The 25,087-nt window shown below is 40.0% G+C and carries 40 protein-coding genes and 1 pseudogene; 40 read left to right on the forward strand and 1 reads right to left on the reverse strand.

Annotated features, from left to right (window positions below):
* The first annotated feature begins 10 nt into the window (after positions 1-10).
* The 39 genes and pseudogenes from rpsG (at position 11) to rpsI (ending at position 23,525) form a co-directional block, all read left to right on the forward strand.
* Complete coding sequence (rpsG, locus tag JNUCC23_RS00645; RefSeq protein WP_403077938.1) at positions 11-481, forward strand: 30S ribosomal protein S7; 471 nt, start codon at positions 11-13, stop codon at positions 479-481.
* Between the two features lie 50 nt (positions 482-531).
* Entirely contained in the window at positions 532-2,610 is a 2,079-nt protein-coding gene (gene fusA, locus JNUCC23_RS00650; RefSeq protein WP_403077941.1) for an elongation factor G, read from the forward strand.
* A 119-nt stretch (positions 2,611-2,729) separates the two neighbouring features.
* Positions 2,730-3,917 carry an elongation factor Tu gene (gene tuf / locus JNUCC23_RS00655; protein WP_403077943.1) on the forward strand — a complete coding sequence of 396 codons (1,188 nt, stop codon included), beginning with the start codon at positions 2,730-2,732 and terminating at the stop codon, positions 3,915-3,917.
* A 615-nt stretch (positions 3,918-4,532) separates the two neighbouring features.
* Positions 4,533-4,841: a 30S ribosomal protein S10 gene (gene rpsJ / locus JNUCC23_RS00660; RefSeq protein WP_040372540.1), complete on the forward strand. Its 309-nt coding sequence runs from the start codon at positions 4,533-4,535 to the stop codon at positions 4,839-4,841.
* Positions 4,842-4,878: 37 nt separating this feature from the next.
* Entirely contained in the window at positions 4,879-5,508 is a 630-nt protein-coding gene (gene rplC / locus JNUCC23_RS00665) for a 50S ribosomal protein L3 (protein ID WP_062187181.1), read from the forward strand.
* A gap of 25 nt (positions 5,509-5,533) precedes the next feature.
* The gene (rplD, locus tag JNUCC23_RS00670) at positions 5,534-6,157 is read left to right on the forward strand and encodes a 50S ribosomal protein L4 (RefSeq protein WP_062187182.1); all 624 of its coding nucleotides are present in this window, start codon (positions 5,534-5,536) and stop codon (positions 6,155-6,157) included.
* Positions 6,157-6,441, forward strand: a complete 285-nt coding sequence (gene rplW / locus JNUCC23_RS00675) for a 50S ribosomal protein L23 (RefSeq protein ID WP_403077952.1) — start codon at positions 6,157-6,159, stop codon at positions 6,439-6,441. Before rplD ends, rplW begins: the two co-directional genes overlap by 1 nt.
* A gap of 26 nt (positions 6,442-6,467) precedes the next feature.
* Positions 6,468-7,298 carry a 50S ribosomal protein L2 gene (gene rplB / locus JNUCC23_RS00680; protein WP_403077955.1) on the forward strand — a complete coding sequence of 277 codons (831 nt, stop codon included), beginning with the start codon at positions 6,468-6,470 and terminating at the stop codon, positions 7,296-7,298.
* A 60-nt stretch (positions 7,299-7,358) separates the two neighbouring features.
* On the forward strand, positions 7,359-7,637 hold the full coding sequence (gene rpsS, locus JNUCC23_RS00685) for a 30S ribosomal protein S19 (protein ID WP_062187185.1): 279 nt from the start codon (positions 7,359-7,361) through the stop codon (positions 7,635-7,637).
* Positions 7,638-7,654: 17 nt separating this feature from the next.
* Positions 7,655-7,996 (forward strand): 50S ribosomal protein L22, encoded by a 342-nt coding sequence (gene rplV, locus JNUCC23_RS00690; protein ID WP_049679545.1) that lies wholly within the window; start codon positions 7,655-7,657, stop codon positions 7,994-7,996.
* Between the two features lie 3 nt (positions 7,997-7,999).
* A complete protein-coding gene (rpsC, locus tag JNUCC23_RS00695; RefSeq protein WP_403077959.1) occupies positions 8,000-8,656 on the forward strand; it encodes a 30S ribosomal protein S3 in 657 nt (218 codons plus the stop codon).
* Position 8,657: 1 nt separating this feature from the next.
* On the forward strand, positions 8,658-9,092 hold the full coding sequence (gene rplP / locus JNUCC23_RS00700) for a 50S ribosomal protein L16 (RefSeq protein WP_062187186.1): 435 nt from the start codon (positions 8,658-8,660) through the stop codon (positions 9,090-9,092).
* Complete coding sequence (gene rpmC / locus JNUCC23_RS00705; RefSeq protein ID WP_028390454.1) at positions 9,082-9,285, forward strand: 50S ribosomal protein L29; 204 nt, start codon at positions 9,082-9,084, stop codon at positions 9,283-9,285. Before rplP ends, rpmC begins: the two co-directional genes overlap by 11 nt.
* Positions 9,286-9,304: 19 nt before the next feature.
* Positions 9,305-9,568: a 30S ribosomal protein S17 gene (rpsQ, locus tag JNUCC23_RS00710; RefSeq protein WP_049679548.1), complete on the forward strand. Its 264-nt coding sequence runs from the start codon at positions 9,305-9,307 to the stop codon at positions 9,566-9,568.
* Between the two features lie 42 nt (positions 9,569-9,610).
* Positions 9,611-9,979 (forward strand): 50S ribosomal protein L14, encoded by a 369-nt coding sequence (rplN, locus tag JNUCC23_RS00715; protein ID WP_028390452.1) that lies wholly within the window; start codon positions 9,611-9,613, stop codon positions 9,977-9,979.
* A 42-nt stretch (positions 9,980-10,021) separates the two neighbouring features.
* Positions 10,022-10,333, forward strand: a complete 312-nt coding sequence (gene rplX / locus JNUCC23_RS00720) for a 50S ribosomal protein L24 (protein WP_049679550.1) — start codon at positions 10,022-10,024, stop codon at positions 10,331-10,333.
* A 29-nt stretch (positions 10,334-10,362) separates the two neighbouring features.
* Positions 10,363-10,902, forward strand: a complete 540-nt coding sequence (gene rplE / locus JNUCC23_RS00725) for a 50S ribosomal protein L5 (RefSeq protein WP_049679551.1) — start codon at positions 10,363-10,365, stop codon at positions 10,900-10,902.
* A gap of 25 nt (positions 10,903-10,927) precedes the next feature.
* Positions 10,928-11,113 carry a type Z 30S ribosomal protein S14 gene (locus tag JNUCC23_RS00730; RefSeq protein WP_028390449.1) on the forward strand — a complete coding sequence of 62 codons (186 nt, stop codon included), beginning with the start codon at positions 10,928-10,930 and terminating at the stop codon, positions 11,111-11,113.
* Between the two features lie 30 nt (positions 11,114-11,143).
* Complete coding sequence (gene rpsH, locus JNUCC23_RS00735) at positions 11,144-11,542, forward strand: 30S ribosomal protein S8 (protein ID WP_062187187.1); 399 nt, start codon at positions 11,144-11,146, stop codon at positions 11,540-11,542.
* Positions 11,543-11,572: 30 nt separating this feature from the next.
* Entirely contained in the window at positions 11,573-12,109 is a 537-nt protein-coding gene (gene rplF, locus JNUCC23_RS00740) for a 50S ribosomal protein L6 (RefSeq protein WP_062187193.1), read from the forward strand.
* 32 nt (positions 12,110-12,141) lie between these two features.
* Positions 12,142-12,504: a 50S ribosomal protein L18 gene (rplR, locus tag JNUCC23_RS00745; protein ID WP_062187195.1), complete on the forward strand. Its 363-nt coding sequence runs from the start codon at positions 12,142-12,144 to the stop codon at positions 12,502-12,504.
* Positions 12,505-12,527: 23 nt separating this feature from the next.
* Positions 12,528-13,028: a 30S ribosomal protein S5 gene (rpsE, locus tag JNUCC23_RS00750; RefSeq protein WP_062187203.1), complete on the forward strand. Its 501-nt coding sequence runs from the start codon at positions 12,528-12,530 to the stop codon at positions 13,026-13,028.
* Between the two features lie 13 nt (positions 13,029-13,041).
* Positions 13,042-13,224 (forward strand): 50S ribosomal protein L30, encoded by a 183-nt coding sequence (gene rpmD / locus JNUCC23_RS00755; protein ID WP_062187205.1) that lies wholly within the window; start codon positions 13,042-13,044, stop codon positions 13,222-13,224.
* Between the two features lie 35 nt (positions 13,225-13,259).
* Entirely contained in the window at positions 13,260-13,700 is a 441-nt protein-coding gene (gene rplO, locus JNUCC23_RS00760) for a 50S ribosomal protein L15 (protein WP_028390443.1), read from the forward strand.
* The gene (secY, locus tag JNUCC23_RS00765; RefSeq protein WP_062187207.1) at positions 13,700-14,995 is read left to right on the forward strand and encodes a preprotein translocase subunit SecY; all 1,296 of its coding nucleotides are present in this window, start codon (positions 13,700-13,702) and stop codon (positions 14,993-14,995) included. The genes rplO and secY overlap by 1 nt, the downstream gene beginning before the upstream one ends.
* A gap of 62 nt (positions 14,996-15,057) precedes the next feature.
* Positions 15,058-15,708 (forward strand): adenylate kinase, encoded by a 651-nt coding sequence (locus tag JNUCC23_RS00770; protein ID WP_062187209.1) that lies wholly within the window; start codon positions 15,058-15,060, stop codon positions 15,706-15,708.
* 79 nt (positions 15,709-15,787) lie between these two features.
* Positions 15,788-15,921 (forward strand): annotated as a pseudogene (locus JNUCC23_RS00775) (type I methionyl aminopeptidase); the annotation flags it as partial.
* Positions 15,922-16,165: 244 nt separating this feature from the next.
* The gene (infA, locus tag JNUCC23_RS00780; protein WP_028390440.1) at positions 16,166-16,384 is read left to right on the forward strand and encodes a translation initiation factor IF-1; all 219 of its coding nucleotides are present in this window, start codon (positions 16,166-16,168) and stop codon (positions 16,382-16,384) included.
* A 40-nt stretch (positions 16,385-16,424) separates the two neighbouring features.
* Positions 16,425-16,538 carry a 50S ribosomal protein L36 gene (gene rpmJ, locus JNUCC23_RS00785; protein ID WP_003156543.1) on the forward strand — a complete coding sequence of 38 codons (114 nt, stop codon included), beginning with the start codon at positions 16,425-16,427 and terminating at the stop codon, positions 16,536-16,538.
* A 23-nt stretch (positions 16,539-16,561) separates the two neighbouring features.
* Complete coding sequence (gene rpsM / locus JNUCC23_RS00790) at positions 16,562-16,927, forward strand: 30S ribosomal protein S13 (protein ID WP_049679559.1); 366 nt, start codon at positions 16,562-16,564, stop codon at positions 16,925-16,927.
* Between the two features lie 22 nt (positions 16,928-16,949).
* Positions 16,950-17,339 (forward strand): 30S ribosomal protein S11, encoded by a 390-nt coding sequence (gene rpsK, locus JNUCC23_RS00795; RefSeq protein ID WP_028390438.1) that lies wholly within the window; start codon positions 16,950-16,952, stop codon positions 17,337-17,339.
* A gap of 179 nt (positions 17,340-17,518) precedes the next feature.
* Positions 17,519-18,463 (forward strand): DNA-directed RNA polymerase subunit alpha, encoded by a 945-nt coding sequence (locus tag JNUCC23_RS00800; protein WP_062187211.1) that lies wholly within the window; start codon positions 17,519-17,521, stop codon positions 18,461-18,463.
* 87 nt (positions 18,464-18,550) lie between these two features.
* A complete protein-coding gene (rplQ, locus tag JNUCC23_RS00805) occupies positions 18,551-18,913 on the forward strand; it encodes a 50S ribosomal protein L17 (RefSeq protein ID WP_049679561.1) in 363 nt (120 codons plus the stop codon).
* Between the two features lie 358 nt (positions 18,914-19,271).
* Complete coding sequence (locus JNUCC23_RS00810; protein WP_403077976.1) at positions 19,272-20,111, forward strand: energy-coupling factor ABC transporter ATP-binding protein; 840 nt, start codon at positions 19,272-19,274, stop codon at positions 20,109-20,111.
* Positions 20,087-20,953 (forward strand): energy-coupling factor ABC transporter ATP-binding protein, encoded by an 867-nt coding sequence (locus tag JNUCC23_RS00815; RefSeq protein WP_454213769.1) that lies wholly within the window; start codon positions 20,087-20,089, stop codon positions 20,951-20,953. Before JNUCC23_RS00810 ends, JNUCC23_RS00815 begins: the two co-directional genes overlap by 25 nt.
* Positions 20,953-21,750 (forward strand): energy-coupling factor transporter transmembrane component T family protein, encoded by a 798-nt coding sequence (locus tag JNUCC23_RS00820; RefSeq protein WP_062187217.1) that lies wholly within the window; start codon positions 20,953-20,955, stop codon positions 21,748-21,750. Before JNUCC23_RS00815 ends, JNUCC23_RS00820 begins: the two co-directional genes overlap by 1 nt.
* A 12-nt stretch (positions 21,751-21,762) precedes the next feature.
* A complete protein-coding gene (gene truA / locus JNUCC23_RS00825) occupies positions 21,763-22,524 on the forward strand; it encodes a tRNA pseudouridine(38-40) synthase TruA (RefSeq protein WP_454213771.1) in 762 nt (253 codons plus the stop codon).
* A gap of 150 nt (positions 22,525-22,674) precedes the next feature.
* Entirely contained in the window at positions 22,675-23,112 is a 438-nt protein-coding gene (gene rplM, locus JNUCC23_RS00830) for a 50S ribosomal protein L13 (protein ID WP_062187221.1), read from the forward strand.
* Positions 23,113-23,132: 20 nt separating this feature from the next.
* Positions 23,133-23,525 (forward strand): 30S ribosomal protein S9, encoded by a 393-nt coding sequence (rpsI, locus tag JNUCC23_RS00835; RefSeq protein ID WP_062187222.1) that lies wholly within the window; start codon positions 23,133-23,135, stop codon positions 23,523-23,525.
* Between the two features lie 201 nt (positions 23,526-23,726).
* Here the strand turns inward: rpsI and JNUCC23_RS00840 are convergent, their stop codons facing one another.
* Positions 23,727-24,563 carry a tyrosine-type recombinase/integrase gene (locus JNUCC23_RS00840; protein ID WP_454213773.1) on the reverse strand — a complete coding sequence of 279 codons (837 nt, stop codon included), beginning with the start codon at positions 24,561-24,563 and terminating at the stop codon, positions 23,727-23,729.
* 365 nt (positions 24,564-24,928) lie between these two features.
* Here JNUCC23_RS00840 and JNUCC23_RS00845 point away from each other — a divergent pair, with 365 nt between their 5' ends.
* Entirely contained in the window at positions 24,929-25,087 is a 159-nt protein-coding gene (locus tag JNUCC23_RS00845) for a hypothetical protein (protein WP_454213775.1), read from the forward strand.

Genomic DNA, 25,087 nt, shown 5'->3' on the forward strand with positions numbered 1-25,087 from the left:
AGGAAACATAATGCCTCGTAAAGGACCTGTTTCTAAAAGAGACGTATTACCAGATCCAATTTATAATTCAAAACTTGTGACTCGTTTAATCAACAAAATGATGGTTGATGGACAAAGAGGTAAATCACAAAAAATTCTTTATTCTGCATTTGATACAATCCAAGAACGTACTGGCAACAACCCGATGGAAGTGTTTGAACAAGCACTTAAAAACATCATGCCTGTACTAGAAGTAAAAGCACGCCGTGTGGGTGGTGCTAACTACCAAGTACCAGTTGAGGTGCGTCCAGATCGACGTTCAACTCTTGGTCTTCGTTGGTTAGTAAACTATTCTCGTTCTCGTGGAGAAAAAACGATGGAAGAGCGTTTAGCTTACGAAATCATGGATGCTGCAAACAACACTGGAGCAGCTGTTAAGAAACGTGAAGATACACACAAAATGGCAGAAGCTAACAAAGCGTTTGCTCATTACCGTTGGTAAGATTGTATTATATAAAAACATTCTCATAAAAAGGAAGGAGAAAGACCAAGATGGCAAGAGAGTTCTCCTTAGCAAATACGCGTAATATCGGTATCATGGCTCACATCGATGCTGGTAAAACGACGACAACCGAACGTATTCTTTTTTACACTGGTAAAATCCATAAAATTGGTGAAACGCACGAAGGTGCATCACAAATGGACTGGATGGAACAAGAGCAAGAGCGTGGTATTACAATTACATCTGCGGCTACAACAGCACAATGGAATGGAAACCGCGTAAATATCATTGATACACCGGGACACGTAGACTTCACTGTAGAAGTTGAGCGTTCCCTACGTGTACTTGATGGAGCTGTAGCTGTACTTGATGCACAATCAGGTGTTGAGCCACAAACAGAAACTGTTTGGCGCCAAGCTACGACATACGGTGTACCACGTATCGTGTTCGTAAACAAAATGGACAAAACAGGTGCGGATTTCCTATATTCTGTAGGAACTTTACATGATCGCCTTCAAGCGAACGCGCACGCAATCCAAATTCCTGTGGGCGCTGAAGATCATTTCACAGCTATCATTGACTTAGTAGAAATGAAAGCTACTTTCTATGGCAATGACCAAGGTACTGAAATCTCTGAAGGTGAAATCCCTGAAGAACATCTTGAATTAGCTCAAGAACACCGTGAGAAATTAATTGAAGCGGTAGCTGAACTTGATGAAGAATTAATGGAGAAGTACCTAGGCGGAGAAGAAATCTCAGTAGCTGAACTTAAAGCTGCAATCCGTAAAGCGACACTTAGTGTTGAATTCTACCCTGTAATTTGTGGTACTGCTTTCAAACACAAAGGTGTTCAATTAATGCTTAATGCAGTAGTTGATTACTTACCATCTCCTCTTGATGTACCTGCTATCAAAGGTACGCTACCTGACACAGAGGAAGAAGTTGAGCGCCATGCTGATGATGAAGAACCATTCTCTGCACTTGCATTTAAAGTTATGACGGATCCTTATGTAGGGAAACTTACATTCTTCCGCGTATACTCTGGTACATTGCAATCTGGTTCTTACGTAATCAACTCAACAAAAGGTAAACGTGAACGTGTTGGTCGTATCTTACAAATGCACGCAAATAGCCGTGAAGAAATCTCTGTAGTACACGCAGGGGACATCGCAGCTGCTGTAGGTTTGAAAGATACTACAACTGGTGACACATTATGTGATGACAAAGACCAAGTTATTCTTGAGTCTATGGTCTTCCCAGAACCGGTTATCTCACTTTCTGTTGAACCAAAATCAAAAGCTGACCAAGATAAAATGGGTCAGGCACTACAAAAACTTCAAGATGAAGATCCAACATTCCGTGCACATACTGACCAAGAAACTGGTCAAACGATTATTGCAGGTATGGGAGAACTTCACTTAGATATCCTTGTAGACCGTATGCGTCGCGAGTTTAAAGTAGAAGCAAACGTAGGTGCTCCTCAAGTAGCGTACCGTGAAACATTCCGTGGATCTGCGCAAGTTGAAGGGAAATTCGTTCGCCAATCTGGTGGTCGTGGACAATTTGGTCACGTTTGGATCGAGTTTTCTCCAAACGAAGAAGGAAAAGGATTCGAATTTGAAAATGCTATCGTCGGTGGTGTTGTTCCTCGTGAGTACATCCCAGCTGTTCAAGCAGGTCTAGTTGACTCACTTGATCGTGGTGTTATCGCAGGATATCCACTTGTAGATATTAAAGCAAAACTATTTGACGGATCTTACCATGACGTTGACTCCAACGAAATGGCATTTAAAATCGCTGCATCTATGGCACTTAAAAATGCAGCATCTAAATGTAAACCAGTTATTCTTGAGCCGATTATGAAAGTAGAAGTTGTTATTCCAGAAGAATACATGGGAGATATCATGGGTGACGTTACATCACGCCGTGGCCGTGTAGAAGGTATGGAAGCTCGCGGAAACACACAAATGGTTAAAGCGATGGTTCCACTATCTGAAATGTTCGGATATGCAACATCTCTACGTTCTAACACTCAAGGAAGAGGAACGTTCTCTATGCACTTCGATCACTATGAAGAAGTACCGAAGAGCATCGCTGAGGAAATTGTTAAAAAAAATAAAGGTGAATAATTGATTTTCATCTTCTATTAAAGTATAACTACTTATGTAAGCTGCGAAACTAGGTATTACCTTGTTTCGTAGTGTCATAAGTCTAAAAAAAATTTATAATTTCAAGGAGGAATATCCTAATGGGTAAAGCAAAATTTGATCGTTCAAAACCACACGTTAACGTTGGAACAATTGGTCACGTTGACCATGGTAAAACAACTCTTACAGCTGCTATCACAACTGTACTTGCAAAAGCAGGTGGTGCAGAAGCACGCGGATATGACCAAATCGACGGTGCACCAGAAGAAAGAGAACGTGGTATCACAATTTCTACTTCACACGTTGAGTATGAAACAGAAGCTCGTCACTATGCACACGTTGACTGCCCAGGTCACGCTGACTATGTTAAAAACATGATCACTGGTGCTGCACAAATGGACGGCGGAATCTTAGTAGTATCTGCTGCTGACGGCCCAATGCCACAAACTCGTGAGCACATCCTTCTTTCTCGTCAAGTAGGTGTTCCTTTCCTAGTTGTATTCATGAACAAATGTGACATGGTTGACGACGAAGAGTTACTTGAATTAGTAGAAATGGAAATTCGTGACCTTCTTTCTGAATATGAATTCCCTGGTGATGATATTCCAGTAATCAAAGGTTCTGCTCTTAAAGCTCTTGAAGGTGAAGCAGCTTGGGAAGAAAAAATTCATGAATTAATGAACGCTGTTGATGAATATATTCCAAACCCAACTCGTGACACTGACAAACCATTCATGTTACCAGTTGAGGATGTATTCTCAATCACTGGTCGTGGAACAGTTGCTACAGGACGTGTTGAGCGTGGACAAGTTAAAGTCGGAGATGTTGTAGACATCATCGGTATGACTGAAGAGCCAAAACCAACTACTGTAACTGGTGTTGAAATGTTCCGTAAGCTTCTTGATTATGCTGAAGCTGGTGACAACATTGGAGCACTTCTTCGTGGGGTTTCTCGTGAAGATATCCAACGTGGACAAGTACTTGCTAAACCAGGTTCAATCACTCCACACACTAAATTCAAAGCGGAAGTTTATGTTCTTTCAAAAGAAGAAGGTGGACGTCATACTCCATTCTTCACAAACTACCGTCCACAATTCTACTTCCGTACAACGGATGTAACTGGTATCTGTAATCTTCCTGAAGGCGTAGAAATGGTTATGCCTGGAGATAACATTGAAATGACAGTAGAACTAATTGCACCAATCGCTATCGAAGAAGGTACTAAATTCTCTATCCGTGAGGGTGGACGTACTGTAGGCGCTGGTGTAGTTGCTAAAATCACTGAGTAATTGAATAATTGAAAGGGACGCCTTTCGAAAGGGAGCAGCAGGGACGCCGGCTGCTCCCTTTTTGTATTTTAAAAAGGAAAGGATAAGAGTTTGTTCTAAAAAGATCAGTAAAATAGCTTGCGAATTTGGTCAAAGATCATTAAGGTTATCTGTAAAATCGTACAAATTCAGTTCATATTGCAAAAGTTAAGGTACCCTAATCAAGGAACGTCCCCTATATTTTCCTATTTACAAACTCTTCTTCCATACTGTATTCTGTTTTAAGTACAAGAACGAATAGATGTTTACAGTAGGATCTTTACTAGATGTTTGATAAAGTACATTGAAGTTCAGATGACTATTGATAGTAAGAGACGAATCATAAAAAATGCATATAAAAATTAAACTTGATAAAGAGTTACTTACTATGTATAATAGTAAAAGTGTCTTGCACAAAGAAATGTTTAAGTTTTACTTGATTATTTTAGGTGCTTTAGATATAATAGACAATGTTGGTCTTTGACTGCGATGATTTGGAAGGTTGCTGACACACCCGGCCGCTTTGCCATGGCGAGTGTGTGGGAAATTTCCAATGAGAAAGTCTATTTAGAAAATAGGCGAAAAGGAGGGAAAATAATGGCAAAACAAAAGATTCGTATTCGTTTAAAAGCATATGATCACCGAATCCTTGATCAATCTGCTGAGAAAATTGTTGAAACTGCAAAACGTTCTGGTGCTGCTGTATCGGGTCCAATCCCATTACCAACTGAACGTTCTGTTTACACGGTTCTTCGTGCAGTTCACAAATATAAAGATTCTCGTGAGCAATTCGAGATGCGTACTCACAAACGTCTTATCGATATCGTGAATCCAACTCCTCAAACAGTTGATTCATTGATGCGTTTAGACTTACCATCTGGTGTTGACATTGAAATCAAACTTTAATTATAGAAAATTAGAAAAAAATCAGGAGGTGTGACTAATGACCAAAGGAATCTTAGGAAGAAAAATTGGTATGACGCAAGTATTTGCTGAAAATGGTGAACTTATTCCAGTAACAGTAATCGAAGCAGCTAACAACGTAGTTCTTCAAAAGAAAACAATTGAAACTGACGGTTATGAAGCAATTCAAATCGGTTTTGAAGATAAACGTGAAAAGCTTTCGAATAAACCTGAAAAAGGCCATGTTCAAAAAGCAAACACTGCACCTAAGCGCTTCGTTCGCGAATTCCGTTCAGCAAATCCAGCTGATTACGAATTAGGTCAAGAAGTCAAAGTTAGTATTTTCGCAGAAGGCGATACAGTAGATGTAACAGGGATCTCTAAAGGTAAAGGTTTCCAAGGTGCAATCAAGCGCCACGGACAATCTCGTGGACCAATGACTCACGGATCACGTTACCACCGTCGACCAGGTTCAATGGGTCCTGTTGCTCCAAACCGCGTATTCAAAGGTAAATTATTACCAGGACGTATGGGTGGAGAACAAGTAACTGTTCAAAACTTAACAATTGTTAAAGTGGATGTAGAACGTAACTTACTTTTAGTAAAAGGTAATGTTCCGGGTGCGAGAAAAGCTTTAATCAAAGTTAAGTCTGCTGTTAAAGCTAAGTAATATCTGAGAAAGGAGGAGCATTAGAATGCCAAAAGTTACATTGTTCAACCAAACTGGCTCAAAAGTTGGCGATATCGAACTAAATGAGTCGATTTTCGGAATTGAACCTAATAATTCTGTATTATTTGAAGCAATTATCATGCAAAGAGCTTCTTTAAGACAAGGAACTCATAAAGTGAAAACTCGTTCTGAAGTTGCAGGCGGCGGTCGTAAACCATGGAAACAAAAAGGAACTGGACGTGCGCGTCAAGGTTCAATTCGTTCACCACAATGGCGTGGCGGCGGTACTGTATTCGGTCCGACACCAAGAAGCTACTCTTACAAATTACCTAAAAAGGTTCGTCGTTTAGCGATTAAATCTGCTTTATCGGCTAAAGTCCTTGAAGATAATGTATTAGTACTTGAAAACCTAGTTTTCGAAGCTCCAAAAACAAAAGAATTTGCAGCTGTTCTTAAAGGACTTTCTATTGAAACTAAAACGTTGATCGTAACTGACGGTTTAGATGAGAAAGTTGCGTTATCTGCTCGTAACATCCCAGGTGTTACTGTTGTAGAGGCGAATGGTCTTAATGTTCTTGATGTTGTTTCACACAACAAATTGATCTTGACTAAATCTGCTGTTCAAAAAGTAGAGGAGGCTCTAGCATAATGGATGTTCGTGATATCATTAAGCGACCAGTAATTACAGAAGCTTCTTCAGACGCAATGGCTGAGAAGAAGTATACGTTTGAAGTTGATGTGAAAGCTAACAAGACTCAAGTTAAAGATGCTGTTCAAGAAATCTTTGACGTACAAGTTGAGAAAGTTAACATCATGAACTACAAAGGTAAATTTAAACGCATGGGTAAACATGCAGGTTATACAAACAAACGCCGTAAAGCGATTGTTAAACTAACTGCTGATAGCAAAGAAATCGAATTATTCGAAGCTTAATTCATTAGAGAAGGAGGGAAATACACATGGCGATTAAAAAGTATAAACCTACCTCTAACGGTCGACGTAATATGACTACATCTGACTTTGCTGAGATTACTGCAAGCAAACCAGAAAAATCATTACTTGCTCCTTTAACACGTAAAGGCGGCCGTAATAACCAAGGTAAGTTAACAGTTCGTCATCAAGGTGGCGGCCATAAGCGTCAATACCGTATCATTGATTTCAAACGAATCAAAGATGGTATACCAGGACGCGTTGCTACAATTGAGTACGATCCAAATCGTTCTGCAAACATTGCATTAATTAACTATTTAGATGGAGAAAAACGTTATATCCTAGCTCCTAAAAACCTAGAAGTAGGCATGGAGATTATGTCAGGCGTTGACGCTGATATTAAAGTAGGTAACGCTCTTCCATTAGCAAACATTCCAGTTGGTACAGTAATCCATAACATCGAATTAAAACCAGGAAAAGGTGGACAATTAGTCCGTTCTGCAGGTACATCTGCACAAGTTCTTGGTAAAGAAGGTCGTTATGTACTTGTACGTTTAAATTCTGGTGAGGTTCGTATGATTCTTGCAACTTGCCGTGCTACTATCGGTCAAGTGGGTAATGAGCAACACGAATTAATCAACATCGGTAAAGCCGGACGTTCACGCTGGTTAGGAAAACGCCCAACAGTTCGTGGATCTGTAATGAACCCGAATGATCACCCACATGGTGGTGGGGAAGGCCGTTCACCTATCGGACGTAAATCTCCAATGTCTCCTTGGGGTAAACCAACTCTTGGTGCTAAAACCCGTAAGAAGAAAAACAAATCCGATAAATTTATCGTGCGTCGTCGTAAAAAATAACGGGATTGAACTACGGTTCATATATAGAGCCGTAGCACAATCACGAAGGGAGGTACACTCATGGGTCGCAGCTTAAAAAAAGGTCCATTTGTTGATGAGCATTTGATCGTTAAGGTTGAAAAGTTAAATGAAACTGAGAAGAAACAAGTTATTAAGACTTGGTCTCGTCGTTCAACAATCTTCCCACAATTTATCGGTCACACAATCGCTGTCTATGATGGTCGTAAACACGTACCGGTTTATGTAACGGAAGACATGGTAGGTCATAAACTTGGCGAATTCGCACCTACACGTACTTATAAAGGTCACGCAAGTGATGATAAGAAAACAAGACGTTAACGAGAGGAGGGCATCTCATGCAAGCAAAAGCTGTTGCTAGAACAGTTCGTATTGCTCCTCGTAAAGTCCGTTTAGTTGCAGATTTAATTCGAGGAAAACAATTAGGTGAAGCTGTAGCGATTCTTCGCTTAACTCCAAAAGCCGCTTCTCCAATCGTAGAAAAAGTTTTGAAGTCTGCTGTTGCAAACGCAGAACACAACTACGAAATGGATATCAATAACCTAGTTGTTTCAGAGGCATACGTAAATGAAGGACCAACATTGAAACGTTTCCGTCCACGCGCAATGGGTCGTGCGAGTGCGATTAACAAACGTACTAGTCATATTACTATCGTTGTATCAGAAAAGAAGGAGGGGTAAACTGTGGGTCAAAAGATAAATCCAATCGGTATGCGTATCGGAATTATTCGTGATTGGGAATCGAAATGGTACGCTGATAAAGACTATGCTACTCTTTTGCATGAAGATCTTAAAGTTCGTGAGTATATCACGAAACGTTTAAGCGATGCTTCTGTATCAAAAGTTGAAATTGAACGTGCTGCTAACCGCGTAAATGTTTCAGTACACACTGCTAAACCAGGTATGGTTATTGGTAAAGGTGGTACTGAAGTTGAAGCACTTCGTAAAGCTTTGAACCAGTTAACTGGTAAAAGAGTTCATATTAATATCATCGAAATTAAAAGAGCAGATCTTGATGCTAAATTAGTTGCTGAAAACGTAGCACGTCAATTAGAAAACCGTGTTTCGTTCCGTCGTGCACAAAAACAAGCGATTCAACGTACTATGCGTGCTGGCGCTAAAGGAATCAAAACACAAGTATCTGGTCGACTTGGCGGAGCTGATATCGCTCGTGCTGAACACTACAGTGAAGGAACTGTACCTCTACACACACTTCGCGCTGACATTGACTATGCACATGCTGAAGCGGATACTACTTATGGTAAGCTAGGCGTGAAAATATGGATCTATCGTGGAGAAGTTCTTCCTACTAAGAAGAAATCTGAGGAAGGAGGAAAATAATATGTTATTGCCTAAACGCGTTAAATACCGTCGTGAACATCGCGGTAAAATGAGAGGTAATGCTAAAGGCGGAACTGAAGTACACTTCGGTGAATATGGCCTTCAAGCAATAGATGCATCATGGATTACAAACCGTCAAATCGAAGCTGCTCGTATCGCTATGACTCGTTATATGAAACGTGGTGGTAAGGTTTGGATCAAAATTTTCCCAAGCAAACCATACACTGCTAAACCTCTAGAAGTACGTATGGGTTCCGGTAAAGGGGCACCTGAAGGCTGGGTTGCAGTTGTAAAACCGGGTAAAGTAATGTTTGAAATCTCTGGCGTATCTGAAGAGGTGGCACGAGAAGCGTTACGTCTTGCAGCACACAAACTTCCGATTAAATGTAAGTTTGTTAAACGTCAAGAAATTGGTGGTGAATCAAATGAAGGCTAATGAAATTAAAGAGTTAACCACTGCCGAAATTGAACAAAAAGTAAAATCTCTTAAAGAAGAATTATTTAATCTTCGTTTCCAGTTAGCTACTGGACAACTTGAAAATACAGCACGTATTCGTGAAGTTCGTAAATCGATCGCTCGTATGAAAACAGTTGTTCGTGAAAGAGAGATCGGTGTCAACAATCGATAATTGAGGGGAGGTTTGCAGAATGAGCGAACGCAACCAACGTAAAGTATATACTGGACGCGTTGTATCCGACAAAATGGATAAAACGGTAACTGTTCTTATAGAAACTTACAAAAAGCACTCACTATACGGTAAGCGCGTAAAGTATTCTAAGAAATTCAAGGCTCATGATGAGTTAAATGAAGCTAAAATTGGCGATGTAGTTAAAGTAATGGAAACTCGTCCATTATCCGCTACAAAACGTTTCCGTTTATTAGAAGTAGTAGAAAAAGCTGTAATTATCTAATCTATGTTCGGATTAAGTTAAATCCGAAGGGAGGTTTCGTACATGATTCAACAAGAATCACGTTTAAAAGTAGCTGATAACTCTGGTGCTCGTGAAGTACTAACAATTAAAGTTCTTGGTGGTTCAGGCCGTAAAACTGCTAACATCGGTGATGTTATCGTTGTAACAGTCAAACAAGCAACACCAGGTGGCGTTGTTAAAAAAGGTGAAGTAGTTAAAGCAGTTGTTGTACGTACAAAACGCGGTATGCGTCGTCCTGATGGATCTTACATTCGTTTCGATGAAAATGCATGTGTCATTATTAAAGATGATAAGAGCCCGCGTGGAACACGTATTTTTGGACCTGTTGCACGTGAACTACGTGACAGCAACTTTATGAAAATCGTATCACTTGCTCCAGAAGTTTTATAATGATAAATATCGTAAAAAGCCTTTCAAGGAGGTGCGAAGCTAATGCATGTTAAAAAAGGTGACAAAGTCGTAGTCATCTCTGGTAAGGACAAAGGCAAACAAGGTACAATTCTTGTAGCATACCCTAAGAAAAATCGTGTGCTTGTTGAAGGAATTAATATCGTGAAAAAGCACTCTAAGCCATCTCAATTGAATCCACAAGGTGGAATCATCAGTAGAGAAGCTGCTATTCACGCATCCAATGTTATGCCACTTGATCCGAAAACAGGTAAACCAACTCGTGTTGGTTATAAGATTGAAGACGGCAAAAAAGTACGCGTAGCTAAAATTTCAGGTGAATCTTTAGATAAATAAGTCATTAATGAAGGGAGGTACACTAAGTAATGAACCGCCTAAAAGAAAAATTTCAAAAAGAAATTAGTCCTGCTCTAGTGAGCAAATTTAATTATAAATCAGTAATGCAAGTCCCTAAAGTGGATAAAATCGTTATTAACATGGGTGTTGGTGATGCAGTTTCAAATTCAAAAGCATTAGATGTTGCTGTTGAAGAATTGGCACTTCTATCCGGACAAAAACCTGTTGTAACAAAAGCTAAAAAATCTATCGCAGGCTTCCGTCTACGTGAAGGTATGCCTATCGGTGCGAAAATTACATTACGCGGTGAGCGTATGTATGATTTCCTTGATAAGCTAGTTTCTGTTTCTTTACCACGTGTACGTGACTTCCGCGGAGTTTCAAAAAAATCTTTTGATGGTCGCGGGAACTACACTTTGGGTGTTAAAGAGCAACTTATCTTCCCTGAGATTGACTACGATAAAGTGAGCAAAGTTCGTGGTATGGATATCGTTATTGTAACGACCGCTAATACTGACGAAGAATCTCGTGAACTACTTACTCAATTAGGAATGCCGTTCCAAAAGTAATCTCTAAGTAAAGGGAGGCGAAAACGTGGCTAAAAAATCAATGATCGTGAAGCAAAAACGCGGAGCTAAATTTGGTGTTCAAGAGTACACACGTTGCGAACGTTGCGGACGTCCACACTCTGTATACCGTAAATTTAAACTATGCCGTATTTGTTTCCGTGAACTTGCATATAAAGGACAAATTCCTGGCGTGAAAAAAGCTAGCTGGTAAAACCCGATTATGGGAAGGAGGTAAATAATAATGGTCATGACAGATCCTGTTGCAGATATGCTGACTCGCATTCGTAATGCGAATATGGTTCGTCACGAGAAATTGGAAGTTCCCGCTTCTAAGATCAAAAAGGAAGTTGCTGAGATCTTAAAGCGTGAAGGCTTCGTACGTGACGTTGAGTTAATCGAAGACAACAAACAAGGTATCATCCGCATCTTCTTAAAATACGGTGCAAACAATGAACGTGTTATCACAGGACTAAAACGTATCAGTAAACCTGGTCTACGTGTTTATGCGAAAACTGGTGAGGTTCCACGCGTTCTTAATGGTTTAGGTATCGCAATTGTTTCTACTTCTCATGGAGTTTTAACAGATAAAGAAGCTCGCGCTAAACAAGTTGGCGGAGAAGTGCTAGCATACGTTTGGTAATACATTTTCACAAGAATGGAGGTGCACTAAATGTCACGTATAGGTAAAAAACCTATTGAAATTCCTGCTGGTGTAACAGTAACTATCAATGGTAGTGAAGTAGCTGTTAAAGGACCAAAAGGTGAATTATCTAGAACTTTCAATTCAGATCTTACAATTTCTATGGAAGAAAACGTGTTAACCGTAACACGTCCATCTGACGCAAAAGAACACCGTGCCCTTCATGGTACAACTCGTGCGGTTATCGCAAACATGGTTGAGGGTGTTTCTAAAGGATTTGAAAAAACTCTAGAACTTATCGGGGTAGGTTACCGTGCTCAAAAGCAAGGTAATAAACTTGTCCTAAGTGTAGGATATTCTCACCCGGTTGAATTCGATGTTGAACAAGGACTAGAAGTTGAAGTTCCTTCAAATACAAAAGTTATTATCAAAGGGATTAACAAAGAACGCGTTGGCGCATTAGCTGCTGATGTTCGTCAAGTTCGTCCGCCAGAGCCTTATAAAGGTAAAGGTATCCGTTACGAAGGCGAATTTGTTCGTCGTAAAGAAGGTAAAACAGGTAAGTAATGTCGCCTGAGTAAATGAAAGGAGTGACGTAAATGATTACGAAGCTTGATAAAAACGCTACTCGTCAGAAAAGACATGCACGTGTTCGTGCAAAACTTTCTGGAACTGAAGCTCGTCCTCGTTTAAATGTGTTCCGTTCGAACAAACACATTTACGCTCAATTAATTGACGATGCAAATGGCGTAACTCTAGCAAGTGCTTCTACTCTTGATAAAGAGCTTAATATTGAAGCAGCAGGTAATGCAGAAGCTGCTAAACAAGTTGGCGCACTTATTGCTAAACGTGCAGTTGAAAAAGGACACAGCGCTGTTGTATTTGACCGCGGTGGATACCTTTTCCACGGACGTGTTAAAGCATTAGCTGACGCTGCTCGTGAAAACGGCTTACAATTTTAATAGATAAAGGAGGGACAAAACTGATGCGAGGTATTGATCCTAATAAATTAGAACTTGAAGAGCGTGTAGTAACAGTTAACCGCGTAGCTAAAGTTGTAAAAGGCGGACGTCGTTTCCGTTTCACTGCACTTGTAGTTGTAGGTGACAAGAATGGTCACGTTGGCTTTGGAACAGGTAAAGCACAAGAAGTACCTGATGCAATCCGTAAAGCTATTGAGGATGCTAAGAAAAATCTAGTAACGGTTCCTGTCGTTGGTACGACAATTCCACATCTAGTGAACGGTCGCTTTGGTGCAGGTCATGTCCTTTTAAAACCTGCTTCTGAAGGTACAGGAGTTATCGCTGGTGGTCCGGTTCGTGCGGTACTAGAATTAGGTGGAGTAAGTGACATTCTTTCGAAATCACTTGGAACGAACACGCCTATTAATATGGTTCGTGCTACAGTTGAAGGATTAAAGCAATTAAAACGTGCTGAGGACGTAGCAAAACTACGTGGTAAATCAGTAGAAGAACTGTTAGGATAAGGAGGGAATATCAATGGCAAATAAATTAGAAATTACCCTCACTCGCAGCTTGATTGGTCGTCCGGATGACCAACGCGTTACAGTTAACACTCTGGGTTTACGCAAAATGCATCAAACAGTTGTTCATGATGATAACCCTGCGATTCGCGGTATGATTAACAAAGTTGCTCATCTTGTTACTGTAAACGAACAATAAAATAACTACCACTTAACAAGGAGGTGCCAACAACAATGAAACTTCATGAATTAAAAGCTGCAGAAGGTGCTCGTAAAGAGCGTAAACGTAAAGGTCGCGGTATTGGTTCTGGCAACGGTAAAACAGCAGGTAAAGGCCATAAAGGTCAAAATGCTCGTTCTGGTGGCGGAGTACGTCCTGGATTCGAAGGTGGTCAAACTCCTTTATTCAGACGTTTGCCTAAACGCGGGTTTACGAACATTAACCGTAAAGACTATGCTATCGTAAATCTTGAAGTATTAAACCGCTTCGAGGATGGTACTGAGGTAACACCTGCTCTATTAATTGAGACAGGTATTGTAAGTAAAGAAAAAGCAGGAATTAAAATTCTTGCTAAAGGCAATGTTGAGAAAAAGCTTACTGTTAAAGCTCATAAATTCTCCTCTACTGCAAAAGAAGCTATTGAAGCAGCTGGCGGTACAACTGAGGTGATCTAATGTTTCAAACGATTTCCAACTTTATGCGCGTGGCTGATATAAGAAACAAAATTATGTTTACCCTTTTAATGCTCATCGTCTATCGCATCGGTACATTTATACCCGTACCGAATGTGAATGCCGATGTGCTAAAGGCACAAGATCAGCTAAGCGTATTTGGTGTTCTTAACACTTTTGGTGGTGGGGCACTCCAAAACTTCTCTATCTTGGCTATGGGAATTATGCCGTATATTACGGCTTCGATCATTATCCAACTTTTACAGATGGATGTTGTTCCAAAGTTCACTGAGTGGTCCAAACAAGGAGAAGCTGGACGTCGTAAGTTAGCTCAGTTTACCCGTTATTTCACTATTGTACTTGGATTTATCCAAGCACTTGGTATGTCTTATGGCTTTAACAATATGTCTAATGGAATGCTTATCAAAAACGCTGGTGTTAGTACTTATCTGCTTATTGCACTAGTATTAACTGCTGGTACGGCTTTTCTCTTGTGGTTAGGAGAACTGATTACGTCCAAAGGAGTTGGTAACGGAATTTCCATTATCATCTTTGCTGGTATCGTTGCAGGTATGCCGACGACTGCAAACCAGATTTTTGCTCAGCAATTTGAAGATGCGGGAGACCAACTCTTCTTGAGGATTATTACAGTTGTTTTACTTTTAATTGCAGTGTTAGCAGTTGTAGTTGCTGTTATCTTTATCCAACAAGCACTACGTAAAATTCCGATCCAATACGCTAAGCGTGCGGCTGCTGGTCGTACACCAGCGGGAGGGCAATCTACACACTTACCGTTAAAAGTAAATGCTGCAGGTGTTATACCTGTAATCTTTGCCATGGCATTTCTTGTTACGCCGACAACAATCGCTTCATTCTTTGGCTCGAATAAGGTTACAGAATGGATAGCTAATAATCTAACTTATGAACACCCGATTGGTATGGTCATCTACGTGGCTCTTATCATTGCATTTTCTTATTTTTATGCATTTATTCAAGTTAATCCTGAACAAATGGCAGATAATCTGAAGAAACAGGGTGGCTATGTACCAGGTATCCGACCAGGAAAAGCGACGCAAGATTATGTGACAAGTGTGTTATATCGCTTGACTTTCGTAGGCTCGCTATTTTTAGCAGCTATTGCGATAATGCCAGTGATATTCATACAACTTGCTAACTTGCCGGCCTCGGCACAAATTGGTGGAACGAGTATCTTAATCGTTGTCGGTGTTGCACTTGATACGATGAAGCAACTTGAATCACAGTTAGTAAAGCGTCATTATAAAGGATTTATAAAGTAATGGAGTTTTGGGGACAATGATGTTCCCTAAAATCCATTATGGAGTTTGAGGGGGAACAAAACGTGAATTTAGTGTTAATGGGTCTTCCGGGTGCCGGAAAAGGTACTCAAGCCGAAAGAATCGTCGAAAAGTATAACATCCCTCATATCTCAACTGGAGATATGTTCCGAGCAGCTATCAAAGATAGCACGGAACTTGGTTTACAAGCTAAATCATTCATGGATAAAGGCGAGTTAGTTCCTGATGAAGTAACAATCGGTATTGTTCGTGAGCGATTAAGTCAAGATGATTGCAGTCAAGGTTTCTTGCTTGACGGTTTTCCTAGAACTGTAGCTCAAGCAGAAGCGCTTGAAAAGATTCTTTCAGACTTGGATCGACAATTACAATATGTAATTAATATCGATGTTGATAAAAGCATCTTAATGGAAAGATTGACTGGGCGACGCATTTGCAAATCTTGCGGTGCTACTTATCACCTTGTTTTCAATCCTCCTGCAGTTAATGATGTATGTGACCGTTGCGGCGGAGAGCTATATCAACGTGCTGATGACAATGAAGAAACGGTTCAGAATCGTCTGGACGTAAATCTTAAGCAAACACAACCACTTCTTGACTTCTATGAAGTGAAGGGTTATGTACGCAACATTAACGGTCAACAGGATATTAATATTGTTTTTGAAGATATCAATAAGCTGCTGTCAACTCTGCGATAAGGTTTTAGAGAAATAAAACGACTCTTTAAAGAAGCTAGAGTCATTATATAGAGAGTTTTAAAGAAGCGCGTAACTTGTGCGTCTTTCAAACATCTCCCATGCTATTCAAACCTATGTTAAGGCTGGAAGCTTCTCTTTCAGTAGAGAGTATGGAGGCCACATAATCGGTCAAGACTTACATGAGGGCCAAATATTCCTCAAACCGATCCGCCTAAAACTTGGTTATCGGTAGAAGCCTGGTACGGTTACGCCCGTGTTTAAAGGCGCAATCTGAAAAAGCAGAGATGTGAAGACTTTAGAGGATGATGGACGAAAGTAAAGTTGACGGAAAGATGTGAACCATTTTTGGAGAGAGCTATATTTCCCACGGATCTTTGTCTTCATTGACAATGTATTACAAAGGTGATATTGTTCATTTGCTAAATGGGTCCATGCATAGAGAAGGGAGAATCACTTAATGGCGAAAGACGATGTAATTGAAGTAGAAGGCACAGTACAAGAGACTTTGCCAAATGCAATGTTTAAGGTAGAATTAGAAAATGGTCATACTGTTTTAGCTCATGTATCCGGTAAAATTCGTATGCACTTTATTCGCATTTTGCCTGGAGATAAAGTTACGGTTGAGCTTTCCCCGTATGATCTAACTCGCGGCAGAATCACATACCGATTTAAATAATCTGGTTACGCTCCGATCTGTATAAGGAGGTTAGATAGCAATGAAAGTCAGACCATCTGTAAAGCCAATCTGCGAAAAGTGTAAAGTTATCCGCAGAAAAGGTAAAGTTATGGTTATTTGCGAAAACCCTAAACATAAACAAAAACAAGGCTAATATAGAAGGAGGTGCACACATCAATGGCACGTATTGCTGGTGTTGATATTCCCCGTGACAAACGTATTGTCATTTCTTTAACATATATTTTCGGTATTGGAAAACAAACTGCGATTAAAATTCTTGCAGATGCTGGTATTTCTGAACAAACTCGTACTCGCGACTTAACGGAAGATGAATTAAACAAAATCCGTGAAATCATCGATGCTTTAAAAGTAGAAGGTGACCTTCGTCGTGAAATTTCTCTAAATATCAAACGTCTAATGGAAATTGGTAGCTACCGTGGTTTACGCCACCGTCGTGGTCTTCCAGTTCGCGGACAAAATACAAAAAACAACGCTCGTACGCGTAAAGGACCTCGTCGTACAGTAGCTAACAAGAAAAAATAATCAGTAAAGGAGGTTACATTTCATGGCACGTAAAACTAATACACGTAAACGTCGTGTGAAAAAGAATATAGAAACAGGTATCGCGCATATTCGTTCTACTTTCAATAATACGATTGTTACTATCACAGATTCACATGGTAACGCAATTTCATGGTCAAGTGCTGGAGCACTAGGTTTCCGTGGATCACGTAAATCGACTCCATTCGCTGCTCAAATGGCTGCTGAAACTGCTGCAAAAACATCAATCGAACATGGTATGAAAACTCTTGAAGTTACTGTAAAAGGACCAGGTGCTGGACGTGAAGCTGCAATTCGTGCACTTCAAGCTGCTGGACTAGAAGTAACTGCAATTAAAGACGTAACTCCAGTTCCTCATAACGGATGCCGTCCACCAAAACGTCGCCGTGTTTAATTTTTCTGTATAAATTTTGTATTCATGTCTATAATGGGACATAATACTAAGTTTGCGTTCTAACAGAATGATTAATTCAGTTGTTGCTCACAAGCGGGAACGTATACATGGGGAATTTCGGTTATAAGTTCGGATACTTACTAACCGGGGTTTCGACGTTTTGAAGGAGGGTTTGTTAAATGATCGAAATAGAAAAACCAAAAATCGAAACGGTTGAAATCAGCGATGACGCCAAGTATGGCAAGTTCGTCGTAGAGCCACTTGAGCGTGGATATGGAACAACTTTGGGTAACTCCTTACGTCGTATTCTTTTATCCTCACTCCCAGGTGCTGCTGTCACATCTATACAAATTGATGGAGTGCTGCATGAGTTCTCAACAATTGAAGGCGTCGTAGAAGATGTAACTTCTATCATTCTTAATGTGAAAAAGCTTGCTCTAAAGATTTATTCCGATGAAGAAAAGACGCTTGAAATTGATGTGCAGGGTGAGGGAGTTGTTACAGCTGCTGATATCACTCATGACAGTGACGTGGAAATCCTTAATCCGGATTTACACATTGCTACTATTGGGAAAAATGGCCATATGCGTATGCGTTTAATGGCTCGTCGCGGCCGTGGATATACTCCTGCTGATCAGAACAAAAGAGAAGACCAGCCAATTGGTGTGATTCCAATCGATTCGATCTATACTCCTGTAGCTCGTGTTTCCTACCAAGTTGAAAATACTCGTGTAGGCCAGATGACTAACTATGACAAATTAACGTTTGACGTTTGGACAGATGGAAGCAATGGACCACAAGAGGCAGTTGCTCTTGGGGCTAAGATTTTAACAGAGCATTTGAATATTTTCGTTGGTTTAACTGATGAAGCTCAAAATGCTGAAATTATGGTAGAAAAAGAAGAAGACCAAAAAGAAAAAGTTCTTGAGATGACTATCGAGGAACTAGATCTTTCTGTTCGTTCTTATAACTGCCTGAAACGTGCTGGAATTAATACCGTTCAAGAGCTTGCTCACAAAACGGAAGAAGACATGATGAAAGTACGAAATTTAGGACGCAAATCACTTGAAGAAGTGAAAGCGAAACTTGAAGAATTAGGCTTAGGTCTTCGTAAAGATGACTGATGACTAGTTGGCTAAGCTAAACTAGGCATTTTACTGTAAGCCTCGAACAATGAATATTTAACTTCTATAGAAGGAGGGAATCTCTAAATGGGTTACAGAAAGTTAGGACGCACTAGCGCTCAACGTAAAGCATTACTTCGTGATTTAGCTACTGATCTTATCATTCATGAGCGTATCGAAACTACAGAAGCGCGTGCTAAAGAAATCCGTTCTGTTGTTGAAAAAATGATTACTCTTGGTAAACGTGGTGACTTACACGCTCGTCGTCAAGCAGCTAGCTTCATCCGTAAAGAAGTGGCTAACGCTGAAAGCGGGCAAGATGCTCTTCAAAAATTATTCAGTGACATCGCTCCTCGTTACGAAGAACGTCAAGGCGGTTATACTCGTATTTTGAAAATGGGTCCACGTCGCGGAGACGCTGCACCAATCGTAGTTATCGAGTTAGTTTAATAACAGCTTTGATGAGGGCTTAGGACAGTTGAACAAAGACTTGTTCTTCGTCCTTTTCTTTTATATACAACTAGAAAAGTCATACAAGAAATCGCTATTTGAGTGTTACGATGGCTGGTATGCAGAATGCTGTTACCTTCACGTCTAGCTCAAGTACCCCTTCCCGCTTATGTGAAAGCGTAATAAGAATATACTCATTTATCGAAATGAGTATTTAGGAAAAGCTGCCCTTAATTTACCGAAACATTTCGGTGGAAGGGGTGCAGCGTTTTTTTTTATCCCAAAATATATAAGGTTTCATTTCAATATGAGCTGAGATAAGATAAGAAGAGGATAGCTGAGGATAGGAGAGAGCACAATGGGGAAGAAACTCGTTTCATTGGAAAATGTCGTTTTCAAATATGAAGGTCAAACAAGAAATGCAGTAGATCTTGTTTCTTTTGATATATACGAAGGTGAGTGGCTTGCGATTGTAGGTCATAACGGTTCTGGTAAGTCAACACTTGCAAAGCTTCTTAATGGTCTTCAATTTCCTCAGGCAGGGACTATTCTTGTCGACGGAAGCGAATTGACTGAAGAGACAGTTTGGGAAGCTCGGAGCAAAATTGGGATGGTTTTTCAAAATCCAGATAATCAATTTGTCGGAGCTACTGTGCAGGATGATGTGGCTTTTGGTTTGGAAAATGCAGGTATTGCGCGAACAGAAATGGTTCAAAGGGTGCAAAATGCCTTAAACAAAGTGAAAATGGGTAGCTTTCTCAATCAAGAGCCGCACCATCTATCAGGGGGTCAAAAGCAGAGAGTGGCGATTGCAGGTGTTCTTGCTTTGCAGCCAGATCTGATAATTTTAGATGAAGCGACTTCTATGCTTGATCCAAGAGGTAGGGAAGAAGTACTAGAAACCGTGAGAGAACTGAAAGAAGAGAATCTTTTAACGGTTATCTCCATTACCCATGATCTTGAGGAAGCTGCGAAGGCTGACCGAATGATTGTGATGAATGAAGGGAAGCTTTATCGCGAAGGAATACCAACGGATATTTTTCAAATGGAAAGTGAGTTAATAGCGCTAGGTCTTGATATCCCTTTTTCCGTCAAATTAAGTAAAGAATTAAAAGAACGTGGAATTGGATTAATAAAAAGCCATTTGACAGAGGAAGAGTTGGTGAGAGAACTATGCGAATTACACTCAAAGATGTAGAATATCGATACCAAATAAACACACCGTTCGAACATTTAGCATTACATGATGTGAATATGGACATTGATTCAGGAACGTATACGGCAATTATTGGACATACAGGTTCAGGGAAATCGACATTGCTTCAACATTTAAACGCATTGCTGAAGCCTACAAAGGGCTCCATCATGATTGGCGATCGTACAATTGAGTCCGGTCGTAAGGAAAAGCATCTTCGTGCAATCAGGAGAAGCGTAGGGATTGTATTTCAGTTTCCCGAGCACCAGTTATTCGAAGAAACGGTTGAAAAGGACATTTGCTTTGGCCCTATGAATTTTGGGGTTTCAGAGAAAGATGCAAAGGTTCGTGCGAGAAAAGCGTTAAAACAGGTGGGCATGGCTGAAGAGATTCTTGAGAAATCCCCATTTGACTTATCAGGTGGTCAAATGCGCAGAGTGGCGATTGCAGGTGTTCTCGCAATGGAGCCGGATGTTCTTGTCTTAGATGAGCCGACAGCAGGGCTAGATCCCCGTGGTAGGATGGAGATTATGGACATGTTCTACCAGCTCCATAAAGAAAGAGGAATTTCAACAATACTTGTTACCCACAGTATGGAGGATGCAGCTCGCTATGCAGATGAAATCATCATTATGCACCAAGGTACTGTATTTAAAAAAGGGGCTCCATTTGATATCTTTTCACAACCGGAACAGCTCCTTGAGTTAGGTCTGGATGTTCCAGACACAGTTCGATTTCAATTGAAGCTACAAAAAGAGTTGGGTGTTCGTTTTGATCGCCCTTGTTTATCGATTGAGGATCTGGCTATTGAAGTTAAAAAGGCAATGGAACGGGGGAGTCGATAATGCTTGATAAAATGATTCTCGGTAGATATGTTCCTGTTGATTCTACGGTCCATAAGATGGACCCGCGTTCAAAGCTACTTCTTGTTTTTTTATTTGTGTGTATCATTTTTTTGGCGAACAATGTGATATCCTATGGATTGATTGGTCTGTTTACATTTATTTTGCTGATCCTTTCAAAAATACCCATTCGTTTTTTATATAACGGCTTAAAGCCGATTTTATTTCTAATTGTGTTTACATTTGTCCTGCATATTCTGTTTACTAAAGAAGGAGAAGTGGTGTTCAATTTCGGTTGGTTAGAGATTTATGATGGGGGCTTGAGGCAAGGTCTTTTCATTTCACTCCGATTTACGTTTTTGATACTTGTCACTTCATTACTAACGTTAACAACGAACCCAATCTCCATAACAGATGGGATGGAGACACTTCTGCATCCTTTTAAAAAGTGGAAGCTACCCGTACATGAATTGTCGCTAATGATGTCGATTGCGCTACGGTTCATTCCGACTTTGATGGAAGAGACAGATAAGATTATGAAGGCACAAATGGCAAGAGGCGTTGACTTCTCTTCTGGCCCTTTAAAAGAGCGGTTTAAAGCGATTGTCCCATTATTAGTTCCATTGTTTGTGAGTGCATTTAAGCGGGCCGAGGAGCTTGCGATTGCAATGGAAGCTCGTGGCTACCGCGGTGGTGAGGGACGGACGAAATATCGCCAGTTAAAATGGCAAACAGTCGATACATTATTGATGCTGTCGTTAGTAGTATTGACAATCTTGTTAGTTTTATTACGTTCATGAAGAGGGTAGAACATGCAAAGGTATAAATGTACGATTACTTACGATGGTAGCCTATTTGCTGGCTATCAAGTACAACCCGGTAAACGAACGGTTCAAAGTGAACTTGAAAAGGCGCTTACTAAAATGCATAAAGGCGAGTATGTAAGAGTGACTGCTTCAGGAAGGACGGATTCTGGTGTCCATGCGAAAGGGCAGGTTATACACTTCGATTCTCCGTATACATTTCCAGCTGAAAAATGGGAGCGTGGGCTTAATGCCTTACTCCCTGATGATATTGTTGTGCTGCATTCATCAGTAGCTTCTACTGATTTTCATGCCCGCTTTGATGCAGAAGGCAAGGAGTATCGGTATTTTATCAGCCGTAGTCATCATAAGGATCCGTTTCGTCGTCATTATGTGTCCCACTTTCCGTACGCGTTAAATGAAGCCTCCATTCGACAGGCGATTTCTTATTTGATTGGCACCCATGACTTTTCTAGTTTTTGTGCTGCTAATACAGACGTTAAAGATAAGGTACGGACCCTTCATGAGATTGATTTTTATGAAGAAGGCGATTTGCTTGTTTTCCGTTTTGTTGGCACGGGATTTCTGTATAATATGGTCCGAATTCTAGTTGGAACACTTTTAGAAGTTGGTAATGGAAAAAGAAAAGCTGAAGAAATTCCAATGATTCTTGAAAAAAAGACTCGTGGATTGGCTGGAAAAACCGCACCTGCACAGGGATTATATTTATGGCACGTCCATTATGGTGATGGAAATAAAAGTTTTTCTTAAGACAACTAAACCTGGTGTAACATTAACTTGACAATGGAAGTGGAAGCATATAATATAATATGGTATGTATTTTAATCCCACGATAAGCCCCGGAAAGTTTATTGTGATTGAAAATAAATATAATGTGAAACAATTTCTAGGAGGGTAATCATGCGTACGACATTTATGGCAAAAGCTAATGAAGTTGAACGTAAATGGTATGTAATCGATGCTGAAGGTAAAACTTTAGGTCGTCTATCTACTGAAGTAGCATCCATTTTACGTGGCAAAAACAAACCAACATTTACACCGAACGTTGATACTGGCGATCATGTAATTTTAATTAATGCAGAGAAAATTCATTTAACTGGGAACAAGTTAAATGACAAAATTTACTACCGTCATACTATGCATCCAGGTGGTCTTAAATCAAGAACTGCTCTTGAGATGCGTACAAACTATCCTGTGAGAATGCTTGAACTTGCTATCAAAGGTATGCTTCCAAAGAATTCTCTAGGTCGTCAAATATTCAAAAAACTACACGTATATGCAGGGTCTGAGCATCAACATCAAGCTCAACAACCTGAAGTATACGAATTACGCGGATAATTATTAAGGAGGTTACTATCTTGGCACAAGTTCAATATTATGGTACTGGTCGCCGTAAGAGCTCAGTAGCTCGTGTACGTTTAGTACCAGGCGAAGGTCGCGTCGTTATTAACGGTCGTGAAATTAATGAATACATCCCATTTGCAGCACTACGTGAAGTTGTTAACCAACCACTAGTTGCGACTGAAACTACTGGAACTTATGACATTCTTGTAAATGTTAACGGTGGTGGATACACTGGTCAAGCTGGCGCAATCCGTCACGGTATTGCACGTGCGTTGCTTCAAGTAGATCCAGAATTCCGTCCGGCTCTTAAAACTGCTGGATTACTAACTCGTGACCCACGTATGAAAGAACGTAAAAAATACGGTCTTAAAGGCGCGCGTCGTGCACCTCAGTTCTCAAAACGTTAATTTTATTACGTTTCAAGGCTCTCAACCGATTTGGTTGGGGGTCTTTTTTTATGTGCGAAAAAGGTTTTTGTCACTTCTGATCCCCACAAATCATAGTTCAAGGTATTTTTGGGATTTTTGTGCAGTTTGCTCTTTTAGTGTGCCTGTTATGTGTGTATAAATGTTCATTGTCATTTGTATATCAGAGTGACCCAACCGCTCCTAAACCTCTTTTATACTTGGTCCAGCTTCAAATAACAGTGAAGCATGTGTATGACGTAAGCCATGAATAGTAATTCTGTGAAGCTTATGTCTCTCAATTACAATATCGAGCTTTTCAATTAGATAGGCTAAGCGAAGCGGAGAACTGTCATCCCGTGTGAAAATCATCTTATTTTTATCTGAAGTATTCTCATTAGCTAAATTCGCTTCTATTTGCCGTATACGCCACTTTTTGAGTAAAGATAGTCTACTATCTAAACTGATTAAACGTCTAGATTCCTTCGTTTTAGACGTTTGAAAGCTAAATTCACCCTTGTTGTGAAAAAGTGTTTTTGTAAAGCGGATGGAATCAGCCTCAAAGTCTATATCATCCCAAGTAAGAGCTAATGTTTCCCCTTTACGTGTTTCAGTATACATTAAAAGGTGAAAAAGTACGTGATCACGAAGCGATAGTTCTTGTTTCGTTATTACTAGGAATTTTTTTATCTCATCCTTTTTCCAATAATTCCGCTCAACTGCCTCATGTTCCTCACTGATCAATTCCTTTTGCTGTCTAGGTATACTTACATGCTCCAACGGATTCTTTGAAATAATGTCCATCTTTAAAGCATATTTAAAAACTTGGTTTGCTTGAATTTTTATATCATTAACAGATGTTATCAATTGAGCTACTTCATTTATCATTTTTTGGAAATATGGTCTGGTAATCTCCTTCATTTTCAATTTACCGAAGAGGGGAAGTATGTGCTTATTGAATTTTGATTCTATACTTTTCTTGGTGCTTGTCTTTATGGTTTTAGAATGATTTAAAAACCACTGGTCGAATACTTCAATCATTACATGCCACCTTCGATTGGATTTCCAAATATCATAGTAACGATGCTTATTTGATAAATAAAAGTTCTTCCATCCTGTTTCAGTATATTTAGAATACTGAAGTACAATGCTCATTTAAATTTATTTATTTTGATTGTTTATTTGGAAAATCATTGCTTGCTACAGTGTTTGAATACCGCTCTGAGGACTTTAGTAGTATTACTAATATCGTGGTTTTTTGTTCCATTTCTGTAATTAACCGTTCATTAGACTAATAGACAAATAATTAGTTTAGTGACTATACTAATTGACAAATAGATAGAAGGGAGAGATAAAACGAATTATTTCAATACATAGACAGCATAGATAGTAAGGGAGAGACTAAGATGATAAAACGAATTAGTTCAATTTTTTTGACAGCAACGATCTTCATGTCTACGTTAGTAGTTCCTGCTAATGCGATGAACGGTGGAACGGAAGGGAACAGCCCTTGGATGAACACCAAGCTGTCTGCTGAGGAGCGCACCGAAGCTGCTTCTCGATGA

Source organism: Peribacillus sp. JNUCC 23 (genome assembly GCF_053653995.1).